This is a genomic window from Streptomyces sp. CB02009 (assembly GCF_001905825.1).
In the GTDB taxonomy this organism is placed as follows: domain Bacteria; phylum Actinomycetota; class Actinomycetes; order Streptomycetales; family Streptomycetaceae; genus Streptomyces.
The window spans coordinates 427350-453599 of the sequence record NZ_LIVV01000009.1; the positions used below are offsets into that span (position 1 = coordinate 427350).

The window sequence follows — 26250 nt, forward strand, 5'->3', positions numbered from 1 at the left end:
ATCAACAGCTGCGTGTGCGATAGACATTGTGTCCATCGGCCGGGTTCGCGCGGCAAACAGTTTTCGGGAAAGACCTCGGGAGAAGGGAGCCTGGGAGCGTGCAGCGAAAGAGGTACACCCCCGGCCGCACCGGGTCCACGGCTCGTACCGCCGTCGTCCTCGCACTCGGCCTCGGCCTCGGAATCGGCCTCACGGGCTGCTCGTCCGGCACCCCGGCCGACGACATCGCCGTCGACGCCAAGGCAGGCCCCGCCGCGGCCGTCGCGCCCCCGGGCCGCTACCGCACGCTCTTCGAGCCCTGCGGCGCCGTCCCCCAGGCGACGCTCAAGGACCTGCTCCCGGGCGCAGCCGCCCTCGCCGACGCCGAGCGCGACAAGGCGTACCGCGGTGTCGCCTCCGTGACGTACGACACCGACCGGCGGGTGGGCTGCACCTGGAAGGCGGACACCCCGGACATCTCGCACCGGCTGGCGCTCGACATCGAGCGGGTCGTCTCGTACGACACCGCCGTCAGCGACGACGACCGGGCGCAGGAGGTGTACGTCCGCAAGCAGCTCGCGGCGGGCATCCCGCTGCCCCCGACCGCGCCGCCGACCACCGCGCCGCCGGCCACCACCCCGCCCACGACGACGCCCTCGGCCCCGGTGTCACCGGGCAGCCCCACGGCGAGCGGCCCGGTCCCGGGCGCGACGCAGGCGGCGGCCGGGACGGCGGGTGCGGAGACCAAGCCCGGTGACGCCGCCGGCGCCCCGTCGGGCAAGCCCCCCGCTGGGGCCACCGCGCCCTCCTCCGGAGCCACGCCCTCGGGCCCCTCCCCGACCGGGCTCGAGCCCCGCGTCCTCCCGGGCCTCGGGAACGTCGCGTACCTCGACGACACGCTGAGCACGGTCGGCGCGAACGGCCATCAGCGTGCCGTGAGCGTGGTGTTCCGCACATCCAACGTCATCGTGACCGTCTCGTACCGGGAGCAGACGACGGGTTTGGCCGAGGCCCCGGACAGCGCGGAGCTGCAGGAAAAGGCCCGGAATCTGGCCCGGCTGCTCGCGGAGCGCCTGGAGGAGTAGCGGTCCGCACCCGCTCCGTGAGGGGAGGGACACCACGTAACGTGTCGGCGTACCGGCCGGACCCGTACGACAAGCGACTGAAGGAACCATGCAGCGAACAGCCCCGCGACTCACCCGCATACTCGCCTGCGCCGCCGTCCCGGTGATGCTCGTCGTCGCAGGCTGCTCCTCGGACTCCGGCGACAGCGGGTCCGGTGCGACGGGTTCGAAGGACAAGGCGTCCTCGTCGGCCTCGGCGACCCCTTCGCCCTCGCAGACGACGAAGGCGGTCGAGCTGGCGAAGTTCGCGAAGCTGCCGGCGGCGTGCAAGGCGATCGTCGCGAAGACGACGTCGTCGCTGGTGCCGAAGGCGAAGACGAAGAACGGCACGCCGGCCGTGTCCAGTGACCTCGGCAGCCGGAGCGGCTGCTCGTGGAACGGTCTGGACGACAAGGGTGTGAAGGGTTCGCAGTACCGCTGGCTGGACGTGTCCTTCTACCGGTACGAGTCGGACGCCGCGCTCGGCAGTGGTCAGGAGCGTGCGCAGGAGAACCTGGCGAAGGAGCTCGCCAAGATCGAGGCGACCTCGGGCGCGAAGAAGCTCCGCACCGCGACGGCGACGGGCATCGGCGACGAGGCGAAGTCGGTCGCGTACCAGCTGCGCAAGACGGACGAGGATTTCGTCTACGGGTCCATCGTGGCGCGCACGGGCAATGTGTTGGTGCTGCTGTCGTACAACGGTGCCGGGTACGCGGGTGCGGACACCCCGTCGGACAAGACGATCATGAGTGGTGCGGTGAAGGCGGCCAAGGAGGCCGTCGCCGCGGTCGCCGCCGCGAACAAGTAGGCGCGAGCGGCGCGGGCGAAGACCGACAACCGGTCGCAAACCCGCGCAGAGTGGCACGTCGATGCGGAGCCCGTCCCTCCCCCGGGGGCCGGGCTTCGCGCACATGTGCCAGTCTGTGCGCGCGAGATGTCGATTGACGGGGAGGGGATCGCGGGTGGCCGCGATGCAGCTGACACGGACACACCGAATACTCATCGGCCTCGTCATCGCCGGTGCGCTGATCATCGCGGGGATCGGTTTCGCGGGTTCGTACGCGGCGGTGCGCGAGCTCGCCGTGCAGAAGGGCTTCGGCACCTTCTCGTACTTCTTCCCGATCGGCATCGACGCGGGCATCTGTGTGCTGCTCGCGCTGGATCTGCTGCTGACGTGGCTGCGGATCCCGTTCCCGCTGCTGCGGCAGACGGCGTGGGTGCTGACGGCGGCGACGATCGCGTTCAACGGTGCGGCCGCCTGGCCCGACCCGCTGGGTGTCGGGATGCACGCGGTGATCCCGATCCTGTTCGTCGTGGCCGTGGAGGCCGCGCGGCACGCGGTGGGCCGGATCGCGGACATCACCGCGGACAAGCACATGGAGGGCGTCCGGCTGACCCGCTGGCTGCTGTCGCCGGTGCCGACGTTCCGGTTGTGGCGCCGGATGAAGCTGTGGGAGCTCCGTTCGTACGAGCAGGTGATCAAGCTGGAGCAGGAGCGGCTGATCTACCAGGCGCGTCTCCAGGCGCGTTTCGGCCGGAGCTGGCGCCGTAAGGCGCCGGTGGAGGCGTTGATGCCGCTGCGTCTGGCGCGGTACGGGGTGCCGCTCGCGGAGACGGCGGCGGCGGGTCTCGCGGCGGCCGGTATCGAGCCGGCCGTGCTGCCTCCGCAGCCGCAGGGCGGGTCGCCGCTGTTGCCTCAGCAGCCTCAGGCGCCGCAGCCTCTCCAGTCGGCCCAGCAGCCCCAGCCGGTGCAGCTCGCGGCCGCGCCGCAGCCGCTTCCCGATGCGCCGGAGGATGCCGAGGGCAGCCCGTGGTTCGCGGGGCAGGCGCGGCCGGACGGCTACCAGGGTTCGTACAACCCGCAGATCGTCGACGGTCTGGAGCCGATCCCGGTGCCGGTGCCGCTCGGTCCGGAGGACGTTCCGCCGCCGGGGCCGGAGGAGTTCGTCGAGTATCCCGAGTACGTGGAGGAGCAGCCGGAGCCGCAGGAGGTCGAGGAGTTCCGCGAGGTCGTCTACAAGCAGACCTGGGCGTACGCGGTGGAGAACGACCGCTTCCCCGAGACCCAGGAGCTCGAACGGCTGGTGGCCGATCACTACGGCGTCGAGCAGCTCCGTAATCCGGAGCTGCTCCACCAGGTGATCCCCGAGGTCCAGCAGCGGATCCAGCAGGACATGCAGGAGTACCGCACTCCCTGATCCGCTCGGGAGTACGCGTGAGGGCCGCCACCCGGTTTCCGGGTGGCGGCCCTCACGCGTGGTCAGTTCCTCCGCGCGCTCACGCGCCGAGGAGCTTCCTCACCCGGTCCGCGCCCACGGCGAGCAGCAGCGTGGGCAGTCGGGGCCCGGTCTCGCGGCTGACGAGGAGCTTGTAGAGCAGGGCGAAGAACGCGCGCTGGGCGAGCTTCAGCTCGGGCGTCGGCTTGGCCTCGGCGTCGAGACCGGCCATGACCTTCGGGACGCCGTAGACGAGGGTGGTGAGCCCGTCGAGCGACCAGTGGCTGTCGAGGCCTTCGAGGAGCAGCCGGAGCGACTCGCGGCCCTCGTCGTCGAGGGAGCCGAGGAGTTCGGTGTCGGGCTCTTCGCGGACGATGGTGCGCTGGTCGGCCGGGACCTGGTTGGTGATCCAGTTCTCGGCGCGGTCGAGGCGCGGCCGGACCTCGTCGAGGGAGGTGACCGGGTTCTCGGGGTCGAGTTCGGTCAGGATCCGCAGGGTCTGCTCGTCGTGGCCGGCGGTGATGTCCATGACCGAGGCGAGCGTGCGGTACGGGAGCGGGCGCGGGGTGCGCGGAAGCTCGCCGGCGGCCGTGCGGGCGGCCCGGGTGTGGGCGGCGGCGTCGGCGGGCAGCACGCTGCCGTCGGCGACCTTGGCCTCCAGCTTGTCCCACTCGTCGTAGAGCCGCTGAATCTCCTGGTCGAAGGCGATCTTGAAGGACTGGTTGGGGCGGCGGCGTGCGTACAGCCAGCGCAGCAGCGGTGCTTCCATGATCTTGAGCGCGTCGGCGGCGGTCGGGACGCCACCGCGCGAGGAGGACATCTTGGCCATGCCGCTGATGCCGACGAAGGCGTACATCGGGCCGATGGGCTGGACGCCGTCGAAGATCTCGCGGACGATCTGGCCGCCGACGACGAAGGACGAGCCGGGCGAGGAGTGGTCGACGCCGGAGGGCTCGAAGATGACGCCTTCGTACGCCCAGCGCATCGGCCAGTCGACCTTCCAGACCAGCTTGCCGCGGTTGAACTCGCTGAGCTTCACGGTCTCGGCGAAGCCGCAGTCGGTGCAGGTGTAGGCCAGCTCGGTGGTGTCGTCGTCGTACGAGGTGACCGTGGTGAGGTCCTTCTCGCACTGCCCGCAGTAGGGCTTGTAGGGGAAGTAGCCCGAGGAGCCGCCGGAGCCGTCGTCCTCGTTCGCCGCGCCGGAGCCCTCCTCGGCCTCCAGCTCGGCCTCGTCGACCGCCTTCTGCGACTGCTTCTTCGGCGCCTTCTTCGTCCGGTACTGGTCGAGGATGGCGTCGATGTCGCCGCGGTGCTTCATGGCGTGCAGGATCTGCTCGCGGTACGTGCCCGCGGTGTACTGCTCGGTCTGGCTGATCGGGTCGTACTCGACGCCGAGCTCGGCCAGGGACTCGACCATGGCGGCCTTGAAGTGCTCGGCCCAGTTGGGGTGGGGCGAGCCGGCGGGGGCCGGGACCGAGGTCAGCGGCTTGCCGATGTGCTCGGCCCAGGACTCGTCGATGCCCTCGATGCCGTTCGGCACCTTGCGGTAGCGGTCGTAGTCGTCCCAGGAGATCAGGTGCCTGACCTCGTGCCCGCGGCGGCGGATCTCGTCGGCGACCAGGTGCGGGGTCATGACCTCGCGGAGGTTGCCCAGGTGGATCGGGCCGGACGGGGAGAGGCCGGAGGCGACGACGACCGGTTTGCCAGGCGCACGTCGCTCCGACTCGGCGATGACCTCGTCCGCGAAACGGGAGACCCAGTCGGTCTCGGTGCTGCTCTGAGCCACGGTCGGTACGTCCTTCTTCCTGGGTGGGGTGCTGCCTGAGGGAGCTACGTGAGCCATTCTCCCAGACGGAAGAGCGCTCCCCGAGGTTGTCCACAGGCGGAGATCGCCCGCGTCCCCCGGTTGTCCACAGGCGGGGAAATCACGTTGCGCCGCCATGGGACACTTGACAAGCGATTTAGACGCGCAGAACTCCCCGAACTCAACAGGAACGGAAGCTCATGGCCTCGGTCCCTTCCCTCGCTTCGACCGTGCAGCAGCGCCTCGCGGACGGCCTCTCGGCAGCTCTGCCGGACGCCGGGTCCGCCGACCCGCTGCTCCGACGAAGCGACCGGGCCGACTTCCAGGCCAACGGCATCCTGGCGCTGGCCAAGCGCCTCAAGGGCAATCCGCGTGAGCTGGCCACCCAGGTGGTCGCCGCGATCCCGGAGAACGACGTCCTGAAGGAGATCGAGGTCTCGGGCCCCGGCTTCCTGAACATCACGGTCACGGACGCGGCGATCGTGCGGACCCTCGCGGCCCGCGCCGCCGACGCCCGGCTCGGGGTGCCGTTCAACGAGTCGGCCGGCACGACGGTGATCGACTACGCCCAGCCGAACGTGGCGAAGGAGATGCACGTCGGGCACCTGCGCTCCGCCGTGATCGGCGCCGCGATGGTCGAGATCCTGGAGTTCACCGGTGAGAGCGTGGTCCGCCGCCACCACATCGGCGACTGGGGCACCCAGTTCGGCATGCTCATCCAGTACCTGATCGAGCACCCGCACGAGCTGGACCACAAGGCCGAGGACGGCGCGGAGGTCTCCGGTGAGGAGGCCATGTCGAACCTGAACCGGCTCTACAAGGCCTCGCGCGCGCTCTTCGACTCGGACGAGGAGTTCAAGACGCGGGCCCGGGCGCGCGTCGTCGACCTCCAGGCCGGCGAGGAGCAGACCCTCGCCCTGTGGCAGCGGTTCGTCGACGAGTCGAAGATCTACTTCTACTCGGTCTTCGACAAGCTGGACATGGACATCCGGGACGGCGACGTCGTCGGCGAGTCCGGCTACAACGACATGCTGGTGGAGACCTGCCGCATCCTGGAGGAGTCGGGCGTCGCCGTCCGCTCCGAGGGTGCGCTGTGCGTGTTCTTCGACGACGTGAAGGGCCCGGACGGCAACCCGACGCCGCTGATCGTCCAGAAGTCCGACGGCGGCTTCGGCTACGCGGCGACGGACCTCTCGGCGATCCGCGACCGTGTGCAGAACCTGAAGGCGACGTCCCTGCTGTACGTGGTGGACGCCCGTCAGTCGCTGCACTTCAAGATGGTCTTCGAGACCGCCCGCCGGGCGGGCTGGCTGAACGAGGACGTGAAGGCGGTCCAGCTGGCGTTCGGCACGGTCCTCGGCAAGGACGGCAAGCCGTTCAAGACCCGTGAGGGCGAGACGGTCAGGCTGGTGGACCTGCTGGACGAGGCGGTGGACCGGGCGACGTCGGTCGTGCGCGGCAAGGCGGACGACTACCTCGCGAAGAACGGCGAGGCGCTCCTGACCGAGTCGGAGATCGTCGAGAACGGCCAGTACGTCGGCATCGGCGCGGTGAAGTACGCCGACCTGTCGACGTCGGCCGCGCGCGACTACAAGTTCGACCTGGACCAGATGGTCTCGCTGAACGGCGACACGTCGGTGTACGTGCAGTACGCCTACGCGCGTGTGAAGTCGATCTTCGGGAAGGCCGGCGACCGCACGCCGCTGGCGCACCCGGAGCTGGAGCTGGCCCCGGCCGAGCGCGCGCTCGGTCTGCACCTGGACCAGTTCGGCGAGGTGATCGAGGAGACGGCCGCGGAGTACGCCCCGCACAAGCTGGCCGCGTACCTGTACCAGCTGGCCTCGCTGTTCACGACGTTCTACTCGGAGTGCCCGGTCATCAAGCCGGCGCCGGCGCAGGACATCGCGGAGAACCGCCTCTTCCTGTCCGACCTGACCGCCCGCACCCTGCACCAGGGCATGGCCCTGCTGGGCATCAGGACGCCCGAGCGCCTCTGACGGTCCCGGAAGCGGCATGAAGGGCGAGGCCCCCGGTACGGATCACCGTGCCGGGGGCCTCGTCGTCAGCGGAGGGTGTGCGAGGTCCGGCCCGAGACCTCGTCGATCTCCGTATGGGCCTTCTGGAGCAGCTGGGAGGCGAGGTCCATCAGCGCGCGTGCGCCGGCGATCTCCTCGCCCACTCTCAGCTGGTCCGGGTCGGAGGGGTGCCGGTTGGCCGTGCCGTGGGCCCGGAACTCGGTGCCGTCGCTGAGCCGCACCATGGCCGCGGCCCGCGTCCGGTCGCCCTCCTCCTGGAACTCCATCTCGACATGCCATCCGACAAGCGTGTGCATCATGAGGACCACCTCCAGCGAGGTACCTGTCGGCTACCTCTCCAGGGTGCGCCGCCGCGTGCCGCACCACCACTCGCTTCGTTGTCAGTGGCGCCGCGTACGTTCTCGGCATGGCGATGATCCCGAACCAGCTGCCCCGGCTCGCAGCCGATCCGACCGGCCGTTCCCTCGGCCTCGACCTGCCGCCCGGCGCCCTCACCGGCCCGGCGGACGCCCCGTACCTCTGGTCGGGGCACGGGGCGGCGGGCCCGTCGGCATGGGGCGCGCTGCGCCCGGCGGCCCGCACGGCGGGACTGCTGCCGGTGCTGCTGGGCGGTGACTGGGGCCTGGACCGGTGGGAGCTGATGCCGGAGCGGATGAGCGACCCGGCCGACCATGACGCGGACGAGGTCCTCGCCGGGTTCTGGCGGGCGAACGCGTCCGAGGAGATACCGGGAAGCGGCGACTGGCCGGGCCTCGCTCCCGAGCAGGCGTACGACACGGACCCGGACGGGGCGGCGGCCGCCGTCGCCGAGATGCTGACGGAGCCGGGCTTCTGGCTGGAGGACGCCCGTCCGGCCCTGGTTCCGGCGCGGCGCAGCGCGGACATCCCGGCGGTGATCGGCTGGACGGGGCCGCTGAACCACGAGAACGACGTGGCCCGGCTGTGCGCGGTGCTGCGGTCCTGGGAGGACCGCTTCGGGGCGCGGGTCGTCGCGCTCACCTTCGACCAGCTGGTGGTGTCGGTCGGGGCCCCGCCGACGACCCTGGAGGAGGCCGAGGCGCTGGCGGCGGAGCACTTCGCGTTCTGCCCGGACAACGTGGAGCAGGGCAGCGGCGACGGCGGTCTGCGCGGATACGCGAGGACGGGGCTGCTGGACAGCCCCGTCTGGACCTTCTGGTGGGACTAGGCGGACAGAGACGGCCTAGTCGCGCGCGTCGGCGAGCTTCTGGGCGACCTCGGTGGCCCAGTAGGTGAGGATCATCTGCGCGCCGGCCCGCCGGATGCCGGTGAGGGTCTCGAAGATCGCCCGGTCGCGGTCGATCCAGCCCTTCTCGGCGGCGGCCTCGACCATCGCGTACTCGCCACTGATCTGGTACGCGGCGACGGGCACGTCCACGGATGCGGCGACCTTGGCGAGGACGTCGAGGTACGGCCCGGCGGGCTTGACCATCACCATGTCGGCGCCCTCCTCCAGGTCGAGGGCGAGCTCGCGCATCGACTCGCGGAGGTTGGCGGGGTCCTGCTGGTAGGTCTTGCGGTCGCCGCGGAGGGAGGAGCCGACGGCCTCGCGGAAGGGGCCGTAGAAGGCGGAGGAGTACTTCGCGGTGTACGCGAGGATCGCGACGTCCTCCTTGCCGATGGTGTCCAGGGCGTCGCGGACGACGCCGACCTGGCCGTCCATCATCCCGGAGGGGCCGACGACGTGGACGCCGGCGTCCGCCTGGACCTGGGCCATCTCGGCGTAACGTTCCAGCGTGGCGTCGTTGTCGACGCGGCCGTCGGCGTCGAGGACGCCGCAGTGGCCGTGGTCGGTGTACTCGTCGAGGCAGAGGTCGGACATGATGACGAGCTCGTCGCCGATCTCGGCGCGGACGTCCCGGATGGCGACCTGAAGGATGCCGTCGGGGTCGGTCCCGGCCGTGCCCGCCGCGTCCTTCTTCCCGTCCGCGGGCACGCCGAAGAGCATGATCCCGGAGACCCCGGCCTCCACCGCCTCGGCCGCGGCCTTCCGCAGGGTGTCGCGGGTGTGCTGGACGACTCCGGGCATGGCCTGGATCGGCACGGGCTCGGTGATGCCCTCGCGGACGAACGCGGGGAGGATCAGATCGGCGGGATGCAGCCGCGTCTCGGCCACCATCCGCCGCATGGCAGGCGTCGTCCGCAGCCGCCGCGGCCGCGCCCCGGGAAAGGATCCGTACGAGTTCATAGCCCCGAGGCTACGCCCGCCCAAACAGTGCTCTTACCGACCACCTGTGGGCATGCCGCCCCGCCCGACCACCCCGCCGCCGCCGCCGCGATCGTCACCCCACACAGCGAAGCCCACCCGGCCCCACCCCCCGCAGCACTCCCCCACCTGCCCCCACCCCCGTGTGGCCCGCACCCGCCGCCCTCCCCCACCCCGCCCCCGTGTGGGCAATCGTCCCGCTGGGGCGGGACGGGTGGGCACACGGGACGGCGCGCTCGGCGGCGCCTCCGCCCCTTGTTCCTGGACCCGCACCCCAAGCGACGGTGCACAAGGGTGCGGGTTAAGGCACGGAAGCCTAGGCCCGGCAACGGGCGCCGTTCCGTTGTGCCCACCCGTTCCGCCCCAGCGGAACAGATGCCCACAACGAGGGTGGCCGGGGTGGGCACCGCCCCAGCCGAACGAACCCCCACAACGGGGGTGGCCCGGCACACACCGCCCACCCCGCGCCCCGCAGCAGAACCCCCAGCCCGCAGCCCGCAGCCCGCAGCCCGCAGCCCGCAGCCCGCAGCAAAAGCAGGGTGCGGGCCCCCTCAAAGAGGACCCGCACCCCGACAAACTGCAACCGCAACCCGCTACGTCGTCCGACGCCTCCGCGCCCCCGGCCGCCGCTCACTGGGCCGGGTCACAGGATCCCCCGCCTCCAGCGCGGCCGCGCGACGCCGCAGCCCGAAGTCCGCCAGCGCCTCCGCCAGCTTGTGCACGGACGGCTCGGGCGACAGCACGTCGACCCGCAGCCCGTGCTCCTCCGCGGTCTTCGCCGTGGCGGGACCGATGCACGCGATGACGGTCACGTTGTGCGGCTTCCCGGCGATGCCGACCAGGTTCCGCACGGTCGAGGACGACGTGAAGAGCACGGCGTCGAAGCCGCCGCCCTTGATCGCCTCACGCGTGTCCGCCGGCGGCGGCGAAGCCCGTACGGTCCGGTAGGCGGTGACGTCGTCGACCTCCCACCCGAGTTCGATCAGGCCCGCGACCAGCGTCTCCGTCGCGATGTCGGCCCGCGGCAGGAAGACGCGGTCGATCGGGTCGAAGACCGGGTCGTACGGCGGCCAGTCCTCCAGGAGTCCGGCGGCGGACTGCTCCCCGCTGGGCACCAGGTCGGGCTTCACTCCGAAGTCGACCAGCGCCGCGGCGGTCTGCTCGCCCACCGCCGCGACCTTGATCCCGGCGAAGGCACGCGCGTCGAGCCCGTACTCCTCGAACTTCTCCCGTACGGCCTTCACCGCGTTGACCGAGGTGAAGGCGATCCACTCGTAGCGCCCGGTGACGAGCCCCTTGACCGCGCGCTCCATCTGCTGGGGCGTGCGCGGCGGCTCGACGGCGATGGTCGGCACCTCGTGCGGCACCGCGCCGTACGAGCGCAGCTGGTCGGAGAGCGACGCGGCCTGCTCCTTGGTACGCGGCACGAGCACCCGCCAGCCGAAGAGCGGCTTCGACTCGAACCACGACAGCTGGTCCCGCTGCGCCGGGGCGCTGCGCTCGCCGACCACGGCTATGACCGGCCGGTGGCCCTCGGGCGAGGGGAGGATCTTGCCCTGCTTGAAGACCTGGGCGATGGTGCCGAGGGTGGCGTTCCAGGTCCGCTGCCGGGTGGTGGTGCCGGCGATGGTGACGGTGAGCGGGGTGTCCGGCTTACGGCCTGCCGCCACCAGTTCACCGGCGGCCGCGGCCACCGAGTCGAGCGAGGTGGACACGACGACGGTGCCGTCGGAGGCGCCGACCTCGGTCCAGCACCGCTCGTCGGCGGTGCGGGCGTCGACGAAGCGCACGTCGGTGCCCTGGGCGTCGCGGAGCGGGACACCGGCGTACGCGGGTACGCCGACGGCCGTGGCGACGCCGGGGACGACCTCGAAGGGGATGCCCTCGGCGGCGCAGACGAGCATCTCGGCTCCGGCGTTCCCGTCGAGGCCGGGGTCGCCGGTCACCGCACGGACGACCCGCCTGCCGCCCCTCGCCGCCTCCATGACAAGATTGGCGGCGTCCCTCAACACGGGGACACCGGCGGTTGTTGACGCCTCGTCAACAACCGTCAGCTCCGGCGTGCTCACCCCCGCGCGCGCGTGGCCGCGAACGACCTCGAGCACCTCCGGCTCGGCGATCAGGACATCCGCTCCGGCGAGGGCCTCCACGGCCCTGAGGGTCAGGAGTCCGGGGTCACCGGGGCCTGCGCCGAGGAATGTGACGTGCCCATGGCCCGCGAAGGCCGGGGACAGCGGGCTGGTGGTCGGGCTGGTGGGGTTCAAAGTGCTCGCTCCCCCATAAGACCGGCCGCACCCTTGGCGAGCATCTCGTCCGCGAGTTCGCGTCCGAGCGCCATGGCCTCGTCGTGCGAGGTGGGTACGGGTCCGGTGGTGGACAGCTGCACCAGCGTCGAGCCGTCGGTGGTGCCGACGACGCCGCGCAGGCGCATTTCGGTGACAACCTGCCCGTGACCGGGGTCGTCGGCCAGCAGGTCGGCCAGCGCACCCACGGGTGCGGAGCAGCCGGCCTCCAGGGCGGCGAGCAGGGATCGCTCGGCGGTCACGGCGGCCCGGGTGAGCGGGTCGTCGAGCTCGGCGAGCGCGGTGACGAGTTCGGCGTTCGACGCCGGGCACTCGATCGCCAGGGCCCCCTGGCCGGGGGCGGGCAGGACGGAGTCGACCGACAGGTGGTCGAGCGACAGGGAGCCGGTGAGCTCCGCCGTCCCGCCGATGCGGTTGAGGCCTGCCGCGGCGAGGACCACCGCGTCCAGTTCTCCGCTGCGTACGTAGCCGACCCGGGTGTCGATGTTGCCCCGGATCGGGACGCAGGTGATCTCCAGGCCGTGGTTGCGCGCGTACGCGTGGAGCTGGGCCATGCGCCGCGGCGAGCCGGTGCCGACCCGGGCGCCCTGGGGCAGCCGGTCCAGCGTCAGTCCGTCGCGGGCGATCAGCACGTCGCGCGGGTCCTCGCGCTCCGGGATCGCGGCCAGCACCAGGTCCGGGTGCTGCGCGGTCGGCAGGTCCTTCAGGGAGTGGACGGCGAAGTCCACCTCGTCCGCGAGCAGCGCGTCGCGCAGGGCGGCGACGAAGACGCCGGTGCCGCCGATCTGCGCGAGGTGCTCCCGGGAGGTGTCCCCGTACGTCGTGATCTCCACGAGCTCGACGGGCCGGCCGGTCAGCTGCCGGACGGCGTCGGCCACGTGCCCGGACTGGGCCATGGCGAGCTTGCTGCGCCTGGTCCCGAGCCTCAGTGCCCTCTCGGTCATACTCGCCCTCGGTTCTTGACGTCGGCGTCATTCAGGTCGGCCCGGCTGACAGAAGCCACCGTCTCCGGGTCGAGGTCGAAGAGTGTCCGCAGCGCGTCCGCGTACCCGGCACCGCCGGGCTCGCTCGCCAGCTGCTTGACCCGCACGGTCGGCGCGTGCAGGAGCTTGTCGACCACGCGGCGCACGGTCTGGGTGATCTCGGCGCGCTGCTTGTCGTCGAGGCCGGGCAGCCGGCCCTCGAGCCGGGCGACCTCGCCGGCCACCACGTCGGCGGCCATGGTGCGCAGGGCGACGACGGTGGGGGTGATGTGGGCGGCGCGCTGGGCGGCGCCGAAGGCGGCGACCTCGTCGGAGACGATGCCGCGGACCTGGTCGACGTCGGCGGCCATCGGCGCGTCGGCGGAGGCCTCGGCGAGCGACTCGATGTCGACGAGCCGGACACCGGGGATGCGGTGGGCGGCGGCGTCGATGTCGCGGGGCATGGCGAGGTCGAGCAGGGCGAGCGGGGTGCGGCGGCCCTGGACGGCGGTCTCGATGTCGTCGCCGGTGAGGACGAGTCCGGTGGCGCCGGTGCAGGAGACGACGACGTCGGCACGTGTCAGTTCGTCGCCGACGGCAACCATCTCGACCGCGTGTGCGGCGACGCCCGTGCCCCCGGGCTCGTTCAGGATCTGCGCGAGGCGCTCGGCGCGGGCCAGGGTGCGGTTGGCGACGACGATCTCGGAGACGCCGGAACGCGCGAGCGTGGCGGCGGCGAGCGAGGACATCGAGCCGGCGCCGATGACGAGCGCCTTCTTGCCCTTGGCCCAGGTGTCGACGTCGCTGCCGTCGGCGAGCTGCTCGAGTCCGAAGGTGACGAGCGACTGCCCGGCCCGGTCGATCCCGGTCTCGCTGTGGGCGCGCTTGCCGACCCTCAGGGCCTGCTGGAACAGGTCGTTGAGGAGGCGGCCCGCGGTGTGCAGCTCCTGGCCGAGGGCGAGGGCGTCCTTGATCTGGCCGAGGATCTGGCCCTCGCCGACGACCATCGAGTCGAGCCCGCAGGCCACCGAGAAGAGGTGGTGGACGGCCCGGTCCTCGTAGTGCACGTAGAGGTAGGGGGTGAGCTCGTCCAGGCCGACGCCGCTGTGCTGCGCGAGCAGCGTGGACAGCTCGGCGACGCCGGCGTGGAACTTGTCCACGTCGGCGTAGAGCTCGATGCGGTTGCAGGTGGCGAGGACGGTGCCCTCGGCGGCCGGTTCGGCGGCGAGGGTGTCCTGGAGGAGCTTGGCCTGGGTGTCCGACGCGAGTGCCGCCCGTTCCAGGATGGAGACCGGGGCGCTGCGGTGGCTGAGGCCGACGACGAGGAGGCTCATGCGGGCATCACGGCGGGGACGTCCCCGTCGGGTCCCTTGCGGCTGCCGCCCGTCGCTCCGCGGGGGGCCGGCGGCGTGGCGGCCGTGGCGGTGTCCGCGTCGGCGGCGTCGGTGTCGGCGTTCGACTCCTCGCCGGCCTTGCGCTGCTCGTGGAAGGCGAGGATCTGCAGCTCGATGGAGAGGTCGACCTTGCGTACGTCCACGCCGTCGGGCACGGAGAGCACGGTCGGGGCGAAGTTCAGGATGGAGGTGACTCCGGCGGCCACGAGCCGGTCGCAGACCTGCTGGGCGACGCCGGCCGGGGTCGCGATGACGCCGATGGAGACGCCGTCCTCCTCGATGATCTTCTCGAGTTCGTCGCTGTGCTGGACGGGGATCCCGGCGACCGGCTTGCCGGTCATGGCGGGGTCGGCGTCGATCAGCGCGGCGACGCGGAAGCCGCGGGAGGCGAAGCCGCCGTAGCCGGCGAGCGCGGCACCGAGGTTACCGATGCCGACGATGACGACCGGCCAGTCCTGGGTGAGGCCCAGCTCGCGGGAGATCTGGTAGACGAGGTACTCGACGTCGTAGCCGACTCCGCGGGTGCCGTAGGAGCCCAGGTAGCTGAAATCCTTGCGCAGCTTCGCGGAGTTGACCCCCGCCGCGGCGGCGAGCTCTTCGGAGGAGACCGTGGGTACGGAGCGCTCCGAGAGCGCGGTGAGTGCGCGCAGATACAGCGGAAGCCGGGCGACGGTGGCCTCGGGAATTCCTCGGCTACGGGTCGCCGGTCGGTGAGTTCGGCCAGTTGCCACGGTGCTCCTGCGGGATGAGCGGGGCTGCAGGCGGCCATATGTCCCAAGACCGCCCCGTCGAATGCAGGCTATGTCTTTGTGAACGCGTGCACAAAGATGGTGTCCGTTTTGTCCGGCCAAAGTGACCGGGGTCACGCGGCTGGTTCGTATCGTCACGGAACCGCGCGGCGTGTCAGCGCGTTGAGAACCCGAAGGGGGCAAAACCGCACACACTCCTCACGACGCCGCCCCCGAAGCCCAACAAAACGTCCACGATGGTAGCCGTCTTTCGGTCACGCACCCAGTTCGCGACGGAGCCGCTCGGCGTCGACACGCCAGAAGGTGTGCTGCTCGCCGTCGACCAGGACCACGGGAATCTGCTCCCAGTACGCCCGGTGGAGCTCCTCGTCCCGGGTGATGTCCTTCTCCTCCCAGCGGGCCCCCGTCTCCGCGCACACGGCCTCGACCACCGCGCGGGCGTCGTCGCAGAGGTGACAGCCCGGCTTGCCGATCAGCGTCACCGTGCGCGACCCGGCGTCCGTCTTCTTCTTCGTCCGTCCGAACATGACGTCCATTCTGTCCCTGATTAACAGGGGAGCCCCACAGTGTTCACGCCGCGGCATCGCCACAAGTCGGGAAGTACCGAACAGACTGGCTATGCTCACGGCATGGCCGCTCTGGGATGGCTCACCCCCCGTAGGCGCTCCGCAACCGCGCGCAGCGTCCTCGCAGGCGAGGCCGCTGCCGAGGCAGCGCGCAAGTCCTCGCTCCAGCTGGAACGGGAGCGGGAGGAGGCGGCGGCCCAGGAACCCGTGGAGGCCGAGACTCCGGTCGAGCCCGAGTTCCCGGTCGTCGGCGACGTACGGGCGGCCGCGTTCTTCGATCTCGACAACACCGTGATGCAGGGCGCGTCGATCTTCCACTTCGGCCGCGGCCTGTACAAGCGGAAGTTCTTCCAGCGCCGTGAACTCGCCCGCTTCGCCTGGGCGCAGGCCTGGTTCCGGATCGCCGGCGTCGAGGACCCCGAGCACATCCAGGAGGCCCGCGACAGCGCCCTGTCCATCGTCAAGGGCCACCGCGTCTCCGAGCTGATGTCGATCGGCGAGGAGATCTACGACGAGTACATGGCCGACCGCATCTGGCCGGGCACCCGCGACCTCGCCCAGGCGCACCTGGACGCGGGGCAGAAGGTCTGGCTGGTCACCGCCGCCCCGGTAGAGACGGCCACGATCATCGCCCGCAGGCTCGGTCTGACCGGCGCGCTCGGCACGGTCGCCGAGTCCGTCGACGGCGTCTACACGGGCAGGCTGGTCGGCGAGCCCCTGCACGGCCCGGCGAAGGCCGAGGCGGTACGAGCCCTCGCCGCCGCCGAAGGCCTCGACCTGAGCCGCTGCGCCGCCTACAGCGACTCGCACAACGACATCCCGATGCTCTCGCTCGTCGGCCACCCGTACGCGATCAACCCGGACACCAAGCTGCGCAAGCACGCGAGGGACCGGGACTGGCGACTGCGCGACTACCGGACCGGCCGCAAGGCCGCCAAGGTCGGCATCCCCGCCGCCGCGGGCCTCGGCGCGCTGGCCGGCGGCACGGCGGCCGCGGTCGCCCTGCACCGCCGCCGCCACTGACGCCCGCCTCCGCCGAGGGCCGCCTCCACTGAGGACCGACTCCGCCACTGAGGGCCGACTCGGCTACTGAAGCCGGCCCCCTCCGGTGCGCCGGACCGCTCTGCCGATACGTTTCGGCTGCGATCATCTGCGACAACCCCGGACCAGGGGCCCTCACCCGTCCGTGCTCGAACACCACCGCACAGGTCGACTCCCCGGCATTCGGGGCTCCTTACCCCGCAGCGGCCCCGATCACTCACCGATCCCGCACATGAGCACAACGCTACGTGCACGCTGTCACACTCGGAAGCAAACCGATCAACAATCGGTCACCAAACGCACCTTGATCCGACTGCAAGCAGTAACAGAACCGACGGAACCGGTGATTTGAGCAACTGGGTGTAGCGCTGCCTGTACGAAGCGTTATTCTCCTGGGACGCAGAAAGGACCCCTCACGTCGCCACGACGGGTGAACGGTCCCGCACTGCACGTGATGGAAGCTCTGCCTCTGGGAGTCCCGTGTACCCACACGTCGGGGTTGACACCTCGGGCCTGGCTACGCTGCGCGCAACGGTCCTCGACCGTTTGCGCGGCTTCGTCCCCACCGCGTACGCCGGCCCTGTCCCCGCCTTCGCCTTCGCCGCACCGGCACCCGCCGGCCCTTGCTATGCCCTGGCCGACGGCGGCGCCGCCGTGGGCAGACGGGGTGCCCGGTCCGGAACCTCGACCACCCCCCGCCGCCCCACCGCCGACAGCGACAGCGCCCGCATGATGGACCTGGTCGAGCGCGCCCAGGCGGGCGAGGCCGAGGCCTTCGGTCGGCTGTACGACCAGTACAGCGACACCGTCTACCGCTACATCTACTACCGCGTGGGCGGGAAGGCGACGGCGGAGGACCTCACGAGTGAGACGTTCCTGCGCGCCCTGCGCCGGATCTCCACCTTCACCTGGCAGGGCCGCGATTTCGGCGCCTGGCTCGTCACCATCGCCAGGAACCTGGTCGCCGACCACTTCAAGTCCAGCCGCTTCCGCCTGGAAGTGACCACCGGCGAGATGCTCGACGCCAACGAGGTCGAGCGCAGCCCCGAGGACTCCGTCCTGGAGTCCCTCTCCAACGCCGCACTCCTCGACGCGGTCCGCCGCCTCAACCCCCAGCAGCAGGAGTGCGTCACGCTGCGCTTCCTCCAGGGCCTCTCGGTCGCCGAGACCGCCCGCGTCATGGGGAAGAACGAGGGAGCGATCAAGACCCTCCAGTACCGGGCCGTCCGCACCCTGGCCCGCCTTCTCCCGGACGACGCCCGCTGACCGGTTCGCGCCCCCCACACACGCCCCCGCGGACCGGTCCGCGCCCCGCACCCCGCGTCTCCCCCCACCTCCCCACGACCCCCGCCCAACTCACAGTCGGTGACGCCTCGATGACGCACTGGTCCGATCATCTTTCGCGCGTAACCCAAGTGCCGCGCCGCTCGTTGTGCGGGATGCAGGCTCCCTGTGGACACGCCATGTCCGCAGCCACTCACTCTTTCGTGTGGATGCGCTCAAGGTGTGCAACCTTCCGGACACCCCGGGGAGTCGACCGTCATGACGAGAGGAGGTGCCGCCAGTGATCGCGAACGTATCGGCGCACCGGCGGGCGAACGCCTTCGCCCAGGTCCTGGAGGACCGGGAGTCCGAGGGCGCGGCGGCCGATCAGCCGGAGACCACTCCGGCAGAACCGGCCGAACAGGGGCGGCTGCTGGCCGTGGCGAACGGCCTCGGCGAACTGCCGAAGCCCCAGCTGGACCCCGAGGTCAAGGTGGTGCAGCGAGCCCAGCTCGTCGCCGCCATGGAAGCGATGCTCATGGAAGGGAGCGCGGCCGGGGCCCCCACGGTGCCCGAGCAGCGCACCGCCGGCGGCAAGGGCGCCCACCGGGCGTCCCCCCTGCGGAAGCTCCGGCCCCGCTCCCGCTGGTCCAAGGGCCTCGCCGCCGGCGGCCTCACCGTCGGTGTGGCGGCGGGCGCCTTCGGCGGCGTCGCGGCCGCCAGCTCCGACGCCCTCCCCGGTGACTCGCTCTACGGACTCAAGCGAGGCATGGAGGACATCAAGCTGGGCATGGCGGACGACGACGCGGACCGCGGCGGCATCTACCTGGACCAGGCGTCCACCCGGCTCAGTGAGGCCCGCAGACTCATGGAGCGCGGCCGCGTCGGCGACCTCGACCACGAGTCGCTGACCGAGATCCGCCGGGTCCTGGGCGGGATGAAGCACGACGCGTCCGAGGGCCACCGGCTGCTCCGCCAGGCGTACGAGCGGGACGGCGAGATCGCCCCGATGGCCCGGCTCAACTCCTTCGCCCAGGCCCACCGGGACACCTGGAACGGCCTCCGCGAGCGACTCCCCGTCCAGTTGTCGGACGTGGGCAGCGAGGTCACGCACGTCTTCGAGGCCATGGACGAGGAGGTCGAACCCCTCCAGTCGGTGCTCCCCCGCACTCCCGAGAAGGGCGCGATCGGCACGGGAAGCCCCAGCGGCCGCCCGGGCACTCCCCAGAGCTCCCAGGGCACGGACACCCAGCGTCCGCCGTCCACCCACGAGGCCCCGCCCTCGGGAAGCCACTCCGCGCCGCCCCGCCCGTCGGGCCCGAGCACGGGCACCAGCCCGAGCGCGGACAGCGGCACCGAATCGCCGGAGGACGACGGTCTCCTCGGCGGCAGCACCGGCGGGCTCCTCAAGCCCCCGGCCTCCCCGACCGGCACACCGACCGCCCCCGCGGACGGCCAGGCGCCGACCGAGATGCCGGACGTCACCATTCCGCCCATCCTGCCGGGCCTGCTTCCAGGCCTCGGCATCGACAGCGAGGACGCTCGCTAACAAGGAGAAGGGGCGCCCCCACGGACGGGGGGCGCCCCTTCTTCCATGCTCCGGCTTCCCTGCTCCGGACGAAACGCACGCTCCCGACGCGGCACGCTTCCCACGGTCCGCGCTCCCGACGCACGGCCGGCGTCAGAAGAAGACCGACCGCCGCTGCACCAGCAGCTTGTAGAGCGTGTGCTGGATCTGCTCCCGCACCTGATCCGTCAGGTTGAACATCAGCATCGGGTCCTCCGCCGCCTCCGGCGCGTACGAGTCCGTCGGGATCGGCTCACCGAACTGGATCGTCCACTTCGTCGGCAGCGGCAGCGCACCGAGCGGCCCCAGCCAGGGGAAGGTCGGGGTCAGCGGGAAGTACGGGAAGCCGAGCACCCGCGCCAGCGTCTTGGCGTTCCCGACCATCGGGTATATCTCCTCGGCCCCGACGATCGAGCAGGGCACGATCGGCACCCCGGCCCGCAGCGCCGTCGACACGAAGCCGCCCCGCCCGAACCGCTGGAGCTTGTACCGCTCCCCGAAGGGCTTCCCGATCCCCTTGAAGCCCTCCGGCATCACACCGACGATCTCGCCGGAGCGCAGCAGCCGCTCCGCGTCCTCCGCGCAGGCCAGGGTGTGCCCCGCCTTGCGGGCCAGCTCGTTGACGACCGGCAGCACGAAGACCAGATCGGCGGCGAGCAGCCGCAGATGCCGCCCGGCCGGATGGTGGTCGTGGACGGCGACCTGCATCATCAGCCCGTCCAGCGGCAGAGTCCCCGAGTGGTTGGCGACGATGAGCGCCCCGCCCTCGGCGGGGATGTTCTCGACACCCTTCACCTCGACCCGGAAGTACTTCTCGTACAGCGGGCGGAGCAGGGACATCAGGACCTGGTCGGTGAGCTCCTCGTCGTAGCCGAACTCGTCGACCTCGTAGTCGCCGGTGATCCGGCGCCGCAGGAACGCGAGCCCGCCCGCGAGCCGCTTCTCCCAGCCGCCGGCCGCCGCCCCTGCTCCGGTCTCGCCCTCGGCCCCCACGTCGGCGCCAGGGGCCTCTCCGGCCGTATCGGAAGCCGGGCCCTCCCGGATCCCCTCGGGCTCCTGGTGGCCCTGCTGAGGCCCCGGCAGGGCCCGTACGGCCGCCGCCTCGCCGTCGGCGCGGCCGCCGGGCCGTCGCCGGGCCCGCGACCGGTCGTCGTCGAACGGAATGACCTTGGCGTCCGCCATCGCTGTCCGGTCTCCTCAGGCGCCGTCGTGAACAGAGTGAACAGAGCGCACCGCGTGCGCGGGGGGTACGGCGGGCCCGGGGTCGCCCGGCCGGCCGGCCGACGAGCCCAGCCGCCCCGCGATCCGGTCCACCGCCCCCGCCAGCATCTCCGGCGGCAGCAGCCCCGGCCCCCGGCCCCGCGCGAAGTCCGCGAGGGCCTCCGCCGTGGTGTAGCGCGGCGCGAAGCCGAGGACCTCGCGCGTCTGCACCGTCGACACCACCCGGCCGTGGGTGAGCAGCCGGATCTGCTCGGGGGCGAAGTCGGTGATCCCGACGGTCCGCAGCGCCGTCCCCACCCAGGTGACGGCCGGCAGGAGCACCGGCACGGTGGGCCGCCCGAGCCGCCGCGCGCACTGCGAGAGCAGGAGCACGCCGTCGCCGGCGATATTGAAGGTGCCGCTGTTCAGGGTGGCTCTGCGGGGCTCGTGCGCCGTCAGCCGCAGCACGTCGATGACGTCGTCCTCGTGGACGAACTGCAGCCGCGGGTCGTAGCCGAGGACGGTCGGCAGCACCGGCAGCGCGAGGTACTCGGCGAGCGGCGAGTCGATCCGGGGGCCGAGGATGTTCGCGAACCGCAGCACGCACACGGCCACGTCGGGGCGGCGGCGGGCGAACCCCCGCACGTACCCCTCGACCTCGACGGCGTCCTTCGCGAAGCCACCGCTGGGCAGCGACTTCGCGGCCGTCGTCTCGGTGAAGACGGCCGGGTCGCGGGGAGCGGAGCCGTAGACGCTGGTACTGGACTTGATCACGAGCCGGCTGATCCGCGGCGACTTCTGGCAGGCGCCGAGCAGCTGCAGGGTGCCGATGACGTTGGTCTCCTTGACCGACGTACGGCCACCGCCGCCGAGCGCCGTGCCGGTGACGTCCAGATGGACCACCGTGTCGACGTCGTGCTCGGCGAGGACCTTCGCGATCTCCGGCCGGCGGATGTCCGCCCGTACGAACTCGGCCGCGCCGAGCTGGTGCGCCGGGTCGACCGCGTCGACCGCGATCACCCGGTCCACCTCCGGATCCCGCTGGATCCGCCGCACGAAGCGGCCCCCGAGATGCCGGGCGGCACCGGTGACGAGCACGACCTTGCCCAAGATCAGCGCCTTCCGTCCGTCTTCCGTTGGTGGCCACCGTAGCGCCTCGAGATTTCCGCGCGAACAACACGCAAACAAACGTGGCCCTCCACCGCGAACGGTGGAGGGCCACGTCTGACGCACAGAACGCTGCGGAGCAGCTGTCGCCTTACTTCTTGTTGCGACGCTGAACGCGCGTGCGCTTCAGCAGCTTGCGGTGCTTCTTCTTGGCCATCCGCTTACGCCGCTTCTTGATAACAGAGCCCACGACTACCCTCGCTCACTTCTCGGAACATCCCCGCCTCCCGGCGGGGATCGGTGCGGGGCGTCTGGGCCCACACGACCTACGTCGGCCTAGCCTACCGTCCCGAGCACCACGCTTGTAATCCGAGGGACATACGGAGCTTTCCCGGCGTTGTCGCCGCGCTCGCGCTACGCGGTCCCCACCCCCACGAAGGACTCCCGCAGGTACTCGTGAACCGCCTGTTCCGGCACCCGGAAGGACCTGCCCACCCGGATCGCCGGCAGATGACCGCTGTGCACCAAGCGGTACACGGTCATCTTGGACACGCGCATCACCGAGGCGACTTCCGCCACGGTCAGAAACTTGACCTCGTTGAGAGGTCGTTCGCCAGCAGCCATGACCCACCTGTACCTTCCGCCGCGACGCCCACCGGCTTCCCCTCCGGTGACTCTTCGTCGCCGAGCGCTCACGCTCCAGACTAGGGGCGGGTGGTACGAGTGGGGAAGAGGAGCTACCACCCGCCGTTTACCGTGACAGACACGCTCGATTGAGTACATAGCGCGTCAGCGGACGGTAGGAGGCGGAGCGCACGCCGTCATCAAGCGGAACGACCACCGACACCTGCCCCTCCGCCTCACCGACGAACAGCGCCGGATCATCCGTATCGGCGAGACCGATGGCCTCGATACCCAGCTGACCAGCACCGCAGACCCAGCCGTGGTCGCCGACGACCAGCTCGGGCAGCGGCCCGCCGGCCTCGGCGGCGCTCTCCAGAGCCGCCCTAACCGGCAGCGGGGAGTGGGAGTGCGCCCCCGGCTCGCGCCCGCCTCCCGACGGCCCCGGCTCTCGCACCAGTGCGACCCCCCGTACGTAGTCGAGAAGGTACGTGCGTACGCCGAACCGGGTCGTTATGTCGACACATCGCCCCTGCGCCGGTGTGAGGACAAGACATCCCGCCGCCGACAAAGCGTCTGCGAGAGCGACGTAGAAACCGAGCAGCCGATGCGGATGACCCGTCCCGAGCAGCACCGGGACCCGCCGAGCGGCCGCCGCGCCCAACCGCGCGGCGAAGGCGTCCAGCGCCCTCAGCGTCCGCTCGGGATCGATCACGTCGGGCCCCGACCGATGCCCGGGATCGTCCGACACCCCGCACTTGTCGGCCATCAGCCGCAGCAGATCCGCCTCGCCCCACCCCCAGGTGGGATCCAGTCCGAGGAGCACCCGCGGATCCCGCGCCGCGAAGAGCCGATAGCTCCGCAGGCTCTCCTCCCGCGACGTCGCCACCGTGCCCGCCAACCCCGCCGCCAACAGATGCGCCCGCAGCGCCCCGGTACTCAACACCCTCCCGATGCTGCCGGAACACCCCTTCCCCGGAGCCGAAACCCCCGGGACACCCCACCGTCGGCGTAACGCCCGCCAGAACGTTCCGGCAGACCCCTACGCGAGCATCCCCCGCAGCGGGAAAGCCGCCTTCCGGGTCGCGAGCACCGCCTGGTCCAGCCGGTCCGCCGGGTCGTAGCCCTCGGACCAGTCCCGGAAGCCCACCGGCCACAGCCCGTCCGTCATCCGCCCGGGCCCCAGCTGCCGCGTCCGCGCGTACACCTCGTCCCGCCAGGACGACGGGATCACCGACTCCGGATCCACCGGGGCGTGCGCGGCGATCCCCACCAGATGCGTCCACGACCGCGGTACGACGTCGACCACCGCGTATCCGCCCCCGCCCAGGGCCAGCCAGCGCCCCTCGGCGTACTCGTGCGCCAGCTCGTGACAGGCCTCCTGCACCGCCCGCTGCGCGTCGAGCGACACCGCGAGATGGGCCAGCGGATCCTCGAAGTGCGTGTCCGCCCCGTGCTGCGTGACGAGGACCTGCGGCCGGAAGTCCGCGAGCAGCTCGGGCACGACCGCGTGGAACGCCCGCAGCCACCCCGCGTCCCCCGTCCCGGCCGGCAGCGCCACGTTCACGGCCCCGCCCTCACCGGGCCCGGCCGCCCCGGTCTCCTCCGGCCAGCCCGTCTGCGGGAACAGCGTCCGGGGATGCTCGTGCAGCGACACCGTCAGCACCCGGGGATCCTCCCAGAACGCCGCCTGCACCCCGTCCCCGTGATGCACGTCCACATCCACGTACGCGACCCGCTCCGCGCCCAGCTCGAGCAGCCGCGCGATCGCCAGGGACGCGTCGTTGTAGATGCAGAACCCCGAGGCGGCCCCGGGCATCGCGTGGTGCAGACCGCCCGCGAAGTTCACCGCGTGCGCGGCCTCCCCGCGCCACACCGCCTCCGCGGCGCCCACCGACTGCCCCGCGATCAGCGCGGAGGCCTCGTGCATCCCGGCGAACGCGGGATCGTCGACCGTGCCGAGCCCGTAGGACTGGTCGGCGTGCCGCGGATCGGCCGACGCCGCCCGCACCGCCGCCACATAGTCCTCACGGTGCACGAGACGCAGCGTCGAGTCCCCCGCCGGCTTCGCCGCGACCACGTCCACGGCCCGGTCGAGCCCGTACGCCCGCACCAACGACATCGTCAGCGCGAGCCGTACCGGATCCATCGGATGCTCGGAACCGAAGTCGTACTGCGTGACAGCTTCATCCCACATCAACAGTGCGCGGCCGCTCATGCCCGCCACCGTATCGGGCCGGTCGCGAACCGAACGACGTGGCATACACCACCGTCACCAGGACCAGCACCATCGGCACCAGCATCGCGCCCCGGTAGCTCCACGCGTCACCCAGCGCCCCCACCAGGGGCGAGCCGATCAGGAACCCGACGTAGTTGAAGACGTTGAGCCGCGCCACCGCCGCGTCGCTCGCCCCGGGGAACAGCCTCCCGGCCGCCGCGAAGGTCTGCGGCACGATCACGCTCAGCCCGAGCCCCAGCACCGTGAACCCGACGATCCCCACCCAGGCCCCCGGCGACACCGCCACCACCGCGAACCCCAGCGCCCCCAGGACGGCACCGGCCCGCACGACCGTCGCCGCCCCGAACCGCCTGACCCCGAAGTCCCCCACGGCCCGCCCGAGGAGGGTCGTCACCATGTACGCGTTGTACGGCACGGTCGCCAGTTCCTCGGAGCTGCCCAGCACGTCCTGGAGGTACTTGGCACTCCAGTTGGAGACGGTCGAGTCCCCGATGTACGCGAACGTCATCACCAGGCAGAGCGGCAGCAGCAGCGTGAAGGCGACTCCGCTCCCCTTGCCGTCCCCCGCCTCCGCCACGGCGTCGGGCCCGTCGCCCCCGGCCACGTACCACCGGCTCCCGACGAACGCGAGGGGCAGCAGCACCGCCACCACCGGCAGGTAGGACGTGAAGAGCGACAGATGCCAGTGCGCCCCGACCCAGGCCAGCGAGGCCCCGGCGATCCCGCCGAGACTGTACGAGGCGTGGAAGCCGAGCATGATGCTCCGCCCGTACGCCCGCTGGAGGCTGACCCCCAGCATGTTCATGGAGGCGTCGAGCGCCCCGACCGCGAGCCCGAAGAGCCCCAGCGCCAGAGCCGCGTGCCACAGCCGGTCCCCCACGCCCACGGCGAGCAGCGCCAGGAGCACGAACGGCTGGGCCCACCGCAGCACGACCGCGGGCCCCACCCGGGCGACGACCTTCTCGGTCATCACACTCGCGACACCGGCCAGGATCGGCACGGCCGCCAGGAACGCCGGCAGCAGCGCGTCCGAGATCCCGTACCGGTCCTGGATCGCCGGTATTCGGGTCACGAGCAGGGCGAACGTCACCCCCTGCACGAAAAAGCTGACCGCCAGGGATCCCCGCCCACGCCGCAACCGCGCATCCGTCATGGCGGCACAGCGTACGGCCGGAACCTACCCGGGGGTAGATGGATCACAGTCCCAATATCGCCGGCAGCTCGTCCATGGCCCCGAAGAACCCCTGGGCGCCCGCGAGCTTCTCCTCGGGCGTCATCGCGGTGAACCCGTACACGTCCATCCCGGCCGCCACCGCCGCCTGCACCCCGAGCCGGCTGTCCTCGACCACCACACACCGATCGGGCGCCACACCCATCCGCGAGGCCGCGTGGAGGAACAGGTCGGGTGCCGGCTTGCCCCGGCCGACGTCCTCGGCGCTGAAGACGAGCTCGTCGGGGAACCAGGCGTCGAGCCCGGTCTTCCGGTGCCCCACCCGGATCCGCTCATGACTCCCCGAGGAGGCCACACAGTACGGAACCCCCGCCTCGGCCAGCTGCTTGAGCACTTCCGCGGCCCCGGCGACCGCCTCGAGCTCGGCCCGGAAGGCGGCGAAGACCCGCGCGTGGAACGTCTCGTCGAAACCGGCCGGCAGACGCTGCCCGCTCCGCTCCTCGACAAGCTCGTGAATGCGGTGCATGGCGGACCCCATGAAGTCACGCACGGATTCCTCGTACGTGGTCGGGTGCCCGAGCTCGGTCAGATAGCCGGCCAACAACGTGTTGGAAATCGGCTCGCTGTCCACGAGCACACCGTCGTTGTCGAAGATCACCAGGTCGTAGCGCATACGCCCAGCTTAGAACGCAAAAATGCCTCAAC

Annotated in this window: 24 protein-coding genes; 8 read left to right on the forward strand and 16 right to left on the reverse strand. The window is 71.5% G+C overall.

Features of this window, described 5'->3' with window-relative positions:
* Positions 1-98: 98 nt before the first annotated feature.
* From AMK27_RS32635 to AMK27_RS32645, 3 genes are all read left to right on the forward strand, one after another.
* The gene (locus AMK27_RS32635; RefSeq protein ID WP_073916436.1) at positions 99-1064 is read left to right on the forward strand and encodes a hypothetical protein; all 966 of its coding nucleotides are present in this window, start codon (positions 99-101) and stop codon (positions 1062-1064) included.
* An 88-nt stretch (positions 1065-1152) separates the two neighbouring features.
* The gene (locus AMK27_RS32640) at positions 1153-1890 is read left to right on the forward strand and encodes a DUF3558 domain-containing protein (protein WP_073916440.1); all 738 of its coding nucleotides are present in this window, start codon (positions 1153-1155) and stop codon (positions 1888-1890) included.
* Between the two features lie 154 nt (positions 1891-2044).
* Positions 2045-3280 carry a DUF2637 domain-containing protein gene (locus AMK27_RS32645; protein WP_198955973.1) on the forward strand — a complete coding sequence of 412 codons (1236 nt, stop codon included), beginning with the start codon at positions 2045-2047 and terminating at the stop codon, positions 3278-3280.
* Positions 3281-3359: 79 nt separating this feature from the next.
* Here AMK27_RS32645 and lysS read toward each other — a convergent pair whose 3' ends face one another.
* Positions 3360-5141 (reverse strand): lysine--tRNA ligase, encoded by a 1782-nt coding sequence (lysS, locus tag AMK27_RS32650; protein WP_073916443.1) that lies wholly within the window; start codon positions 5139-5141, stop codon positions 3360-3362.
* Between the two features lie 161 nt (positions 5142-5302).
* On the opposite strand from lysS, the gene argS reads away from it, so the two are divergent.
* Positions 5303-7099, forward strand: a complete 1797-nt coding sequence (gene argS / locus AMK27_RS32655; protein ID WP_073916447.1) for an arginine--tRNA ligase — start codon at positions 5303-5305, stop codon at positions 7097-7099.
* A 65-nt stretch (positions 7100-7164) separates the two neighbouring features.
* Here argS and AMK27_RS32660 read toward each other — a convergent pair whose 3' ends face one another.
* Positions 7165-7434 carry a DUF1876 domain-containing protein gene (locus AMK27_RS32660; protein WP_073916640.1) on the reverse strand — a complete coding sequence of 90 codons (270 nt, stop codon included), beginning with the start codon at positions 7432-7434 and terminating at the stop codon, positions 7165-7167.
* 110 nt (positions 7435-7544) lie between these two features.
* Between AMK27_RS32660 and AMK27_RS32665 the strand changes: the two genes are divergently transcribed.
* The gene (locus tag AMK27_RS32665) at positions 7545-8324 is read left to right on the forward strand and encodes a DUF4253 domain-containing protein (protein WP_073916450.1); all 780 of its coding nucleotides are present in this window, start codon (positions 7545-7547) and stop codon (positions 8322-8324) included.
* Positions 8325-8339: 15 nt separating this feature from the next.
* Here AMK27_RS32665 and hemB read toward each other — a convergent pair whose 3' ends face one another.
* From hemB to AMK27_RS32695, 6 genes are all read right to left on the reverse strand, one after another.
* Entirely contained in the window at positions 8340-9344 is a 1005-nt protein-coding gene (gene hemB / locus AMK27_RS32670; RefSeq protein WP_073916454.1) for a porphobilinogen synthase, read from the reverse strand.
* A gap of 611 nt (positions 9345-9955) precedes the next feature.
* The gene (locus AMK27_RS32675) at positions 9956-11626 is read right to left on the reverse strand and encodes a bifunctional uroporphyrinogen-III C-methyltransferase/uroporphyrinogen-III synthase (protein WP_073916457.1); all 1671 of its coding nucleotides are present in this window, start codon (positions 11624-11626) and stop codon (positions 9956-9958) included.
* On the reverse strand, positions 11623-12609 hold the full coding sequence (gene hemC / locus AMK27_RS32680; RefSeq protein ID WP_073916460.1) for a hydroxymethylbilane synthase: 987 nt from the start codon (positions 12607-12609) through the stop codon (positions 11623-11625). Before hemC ends, AMK27_RS32675 begins: the two co-directional genes overlap by 4 nt.
* Positions 12606-13961 (reverse strand): glutamyl-tRNA reductase, encoded by a 1356-nt coding sequence (locus AMK27_RS32685; RefSeq protein ID WP_073916463.1) that lies wholly within the window; start codon positions 13959-13961, stop codon positions 12606-12608. Before AMK27_RS32685 ends, hemC begins: the two co-directional genes overlap by 4 nt.
* A complete protein-coding gene (locus AMK27_RS32690) occupies positions 13958-14752 on the reverse strand; it encodes a redox-sensing transcriptional repressor Rex (RefSeq protein ID WP_073916467.1) in 795 nt (264 codons plus the stop codon). The genes AMK27_RS32685 and AMK27_RS32690 overlap by 4 nt, the downstream gene beginning before the upstream one ends.
* A 272-nt stretch (positions 14753-15024) precedes the next feature.
* Positions 15025-15306 (reverse strand): glutaredoxin family protein, encoded by a 282-nt coding sequence (locus tag AMK27_RS32695; RefSeq protein ID WP_073916471.1) that lies wholly within the window; start codon positions 15304-15306, stop codon positions 15025-15027.
* Positions 15307-15399: 93 nt separating this feature from the next.
* Between AMK27_RS32695 and AMK27_RS32700 the strand changes: the two genes are divergently transcribed.
* From AMK27_RS32700 to AMK27_RS32710, 3 genes are all read left to right on the forward strand, one after another.
* Positions 15400-16359, forward strand: coding sequence for an HAD family hydrolase (locus tag AMK27_RS32700; protein ID WP_073916474.1), 960 nt, complete (start codon positions 15400-15402; stop codon positions 16357-16359).
* A 498-nt stretch (positions 16360-16857) separates the two neighbouring features.
* Entirely contained in the window at positions 16858-17643 is a 786-nt protein-coding gene (locus AMK27_RS32705) for an ECF subfamily RNA polymerase sigma factor, BldN family (RefSeq protein WP_073916477.1), read from the forward strand.
* Positions 17644-17941: 298 nt separating this feature from the next.
* Positions 17942-19189 carry a DUF5667 domain-containing protein gene (locus AMK27_RS32710; RefSeq protein WP_073916480.1) on the forward strand — a complete coding sequence of 416 codons (1248 nt, stop codon included), beginning with the start codon at positions 17942-17944 and terminating at the stop codon, positions 19187-19189.
* A 132-nt stretch (positions 19190-19321) separates the two neighbouring features.
* Here AMK27_RS32710 and AMK27_RS32715 read toward each other — a convergent pair whose 3' ends face one another.
* From AMK27_RS32715 to AMK27_RS32750, 8 genes are all read right to left on the reverse strand, one after another.
* Entirely contained in the window at positions 19322-20389 is a 1068-nt protein-coding gene (locus AMK27_RS32715) for a lysophospholipid acyltransferase family protein (protein ID WP_073916483.1), read from the reverse strand.
* A gap of 15 nt (positions 20390-20404) precedes the next feature.
* A complete protein-coding gene (locus tag AMK27_RS32720) occupies positions 20405-21517 on the reverse strand; it encodes an NAD-dependent epimerase/dehydratase family protein (RefSeq protein ID WP_073916486.1) in 1113 nt (370 codons plus the stop codon).
* Positions 21518-21665: 148 nt separating this feature from the next.
* On the reverse strand, positions 21666-21764 hold the full coding sequence (locus AMK27_RS32725) for a 30S ribosomal protein bS22 (RefSeq protein ID WP_003948845.1): 99 nt from the start codon (positions 21762-21764) through the stop codon (positions 21666-21668).
* A gap of 164 nt (positions 21765-21928) precedes the next feature.
* On the reverse strand, positions 21929-22138 hold the full coding sequence (locus AMK27_RS32730; protein WP_015034391.1) for a helix-turn-helix domain-containing protein: 210 nt from the start codon (positions 22136-22138) through the stop codon (positions 21929-21931).
* Positions 22139-22265: 127 nt separating this feature from the next.
* Positions 22266-23081: a phosphatase gene (locus tag AMK27_RS32735; protein ID WP_073916489.1), complete on the reverse strand. Its 816-nt coding sequence runs from the start codon at positions 23079-23081 to the stop codon at positions 22266-22268.
* Positions 23082-23177: 96 nt separating this feature from the next.
* Positions 23178-24353: an acetoin utilization protein AcuC gene (locus AMK27_RS32740; RefSeq protein WP_073916492.1), complete on the reverse strand. Its 1176-nt coding sequence runs from the start codon at positions 24351-24353 to the stop codon at positions 23178-23180.
* Positions 24322-25527 (reverse strand): MFS transporter, encoded by a 1206-nt coding sequence (locus AMK27_RS32745; protein ID WP_073916495.1) that lies wholly within the window; start codon positions 25525-25527, stop codon positions 24322-24324. The genes AMK27_RS32740 and AMK27_RS32745 overlap by 32 nt, the downstream gene beginning before the upstream one ends.
* Positions 25528-25570: 43 nt before the next feature.
* Entirely contained in the window at positions 25571-26218 is a 648-nt protein-coding gene (locus AMK27_RS32750; RefSeq protein ID WP_073916498.1) for an HAD family hydrolase, read from the reverse strand.
* Between the last annotated feature and the right edge of the window lie 32 nt (positions 26219-26250).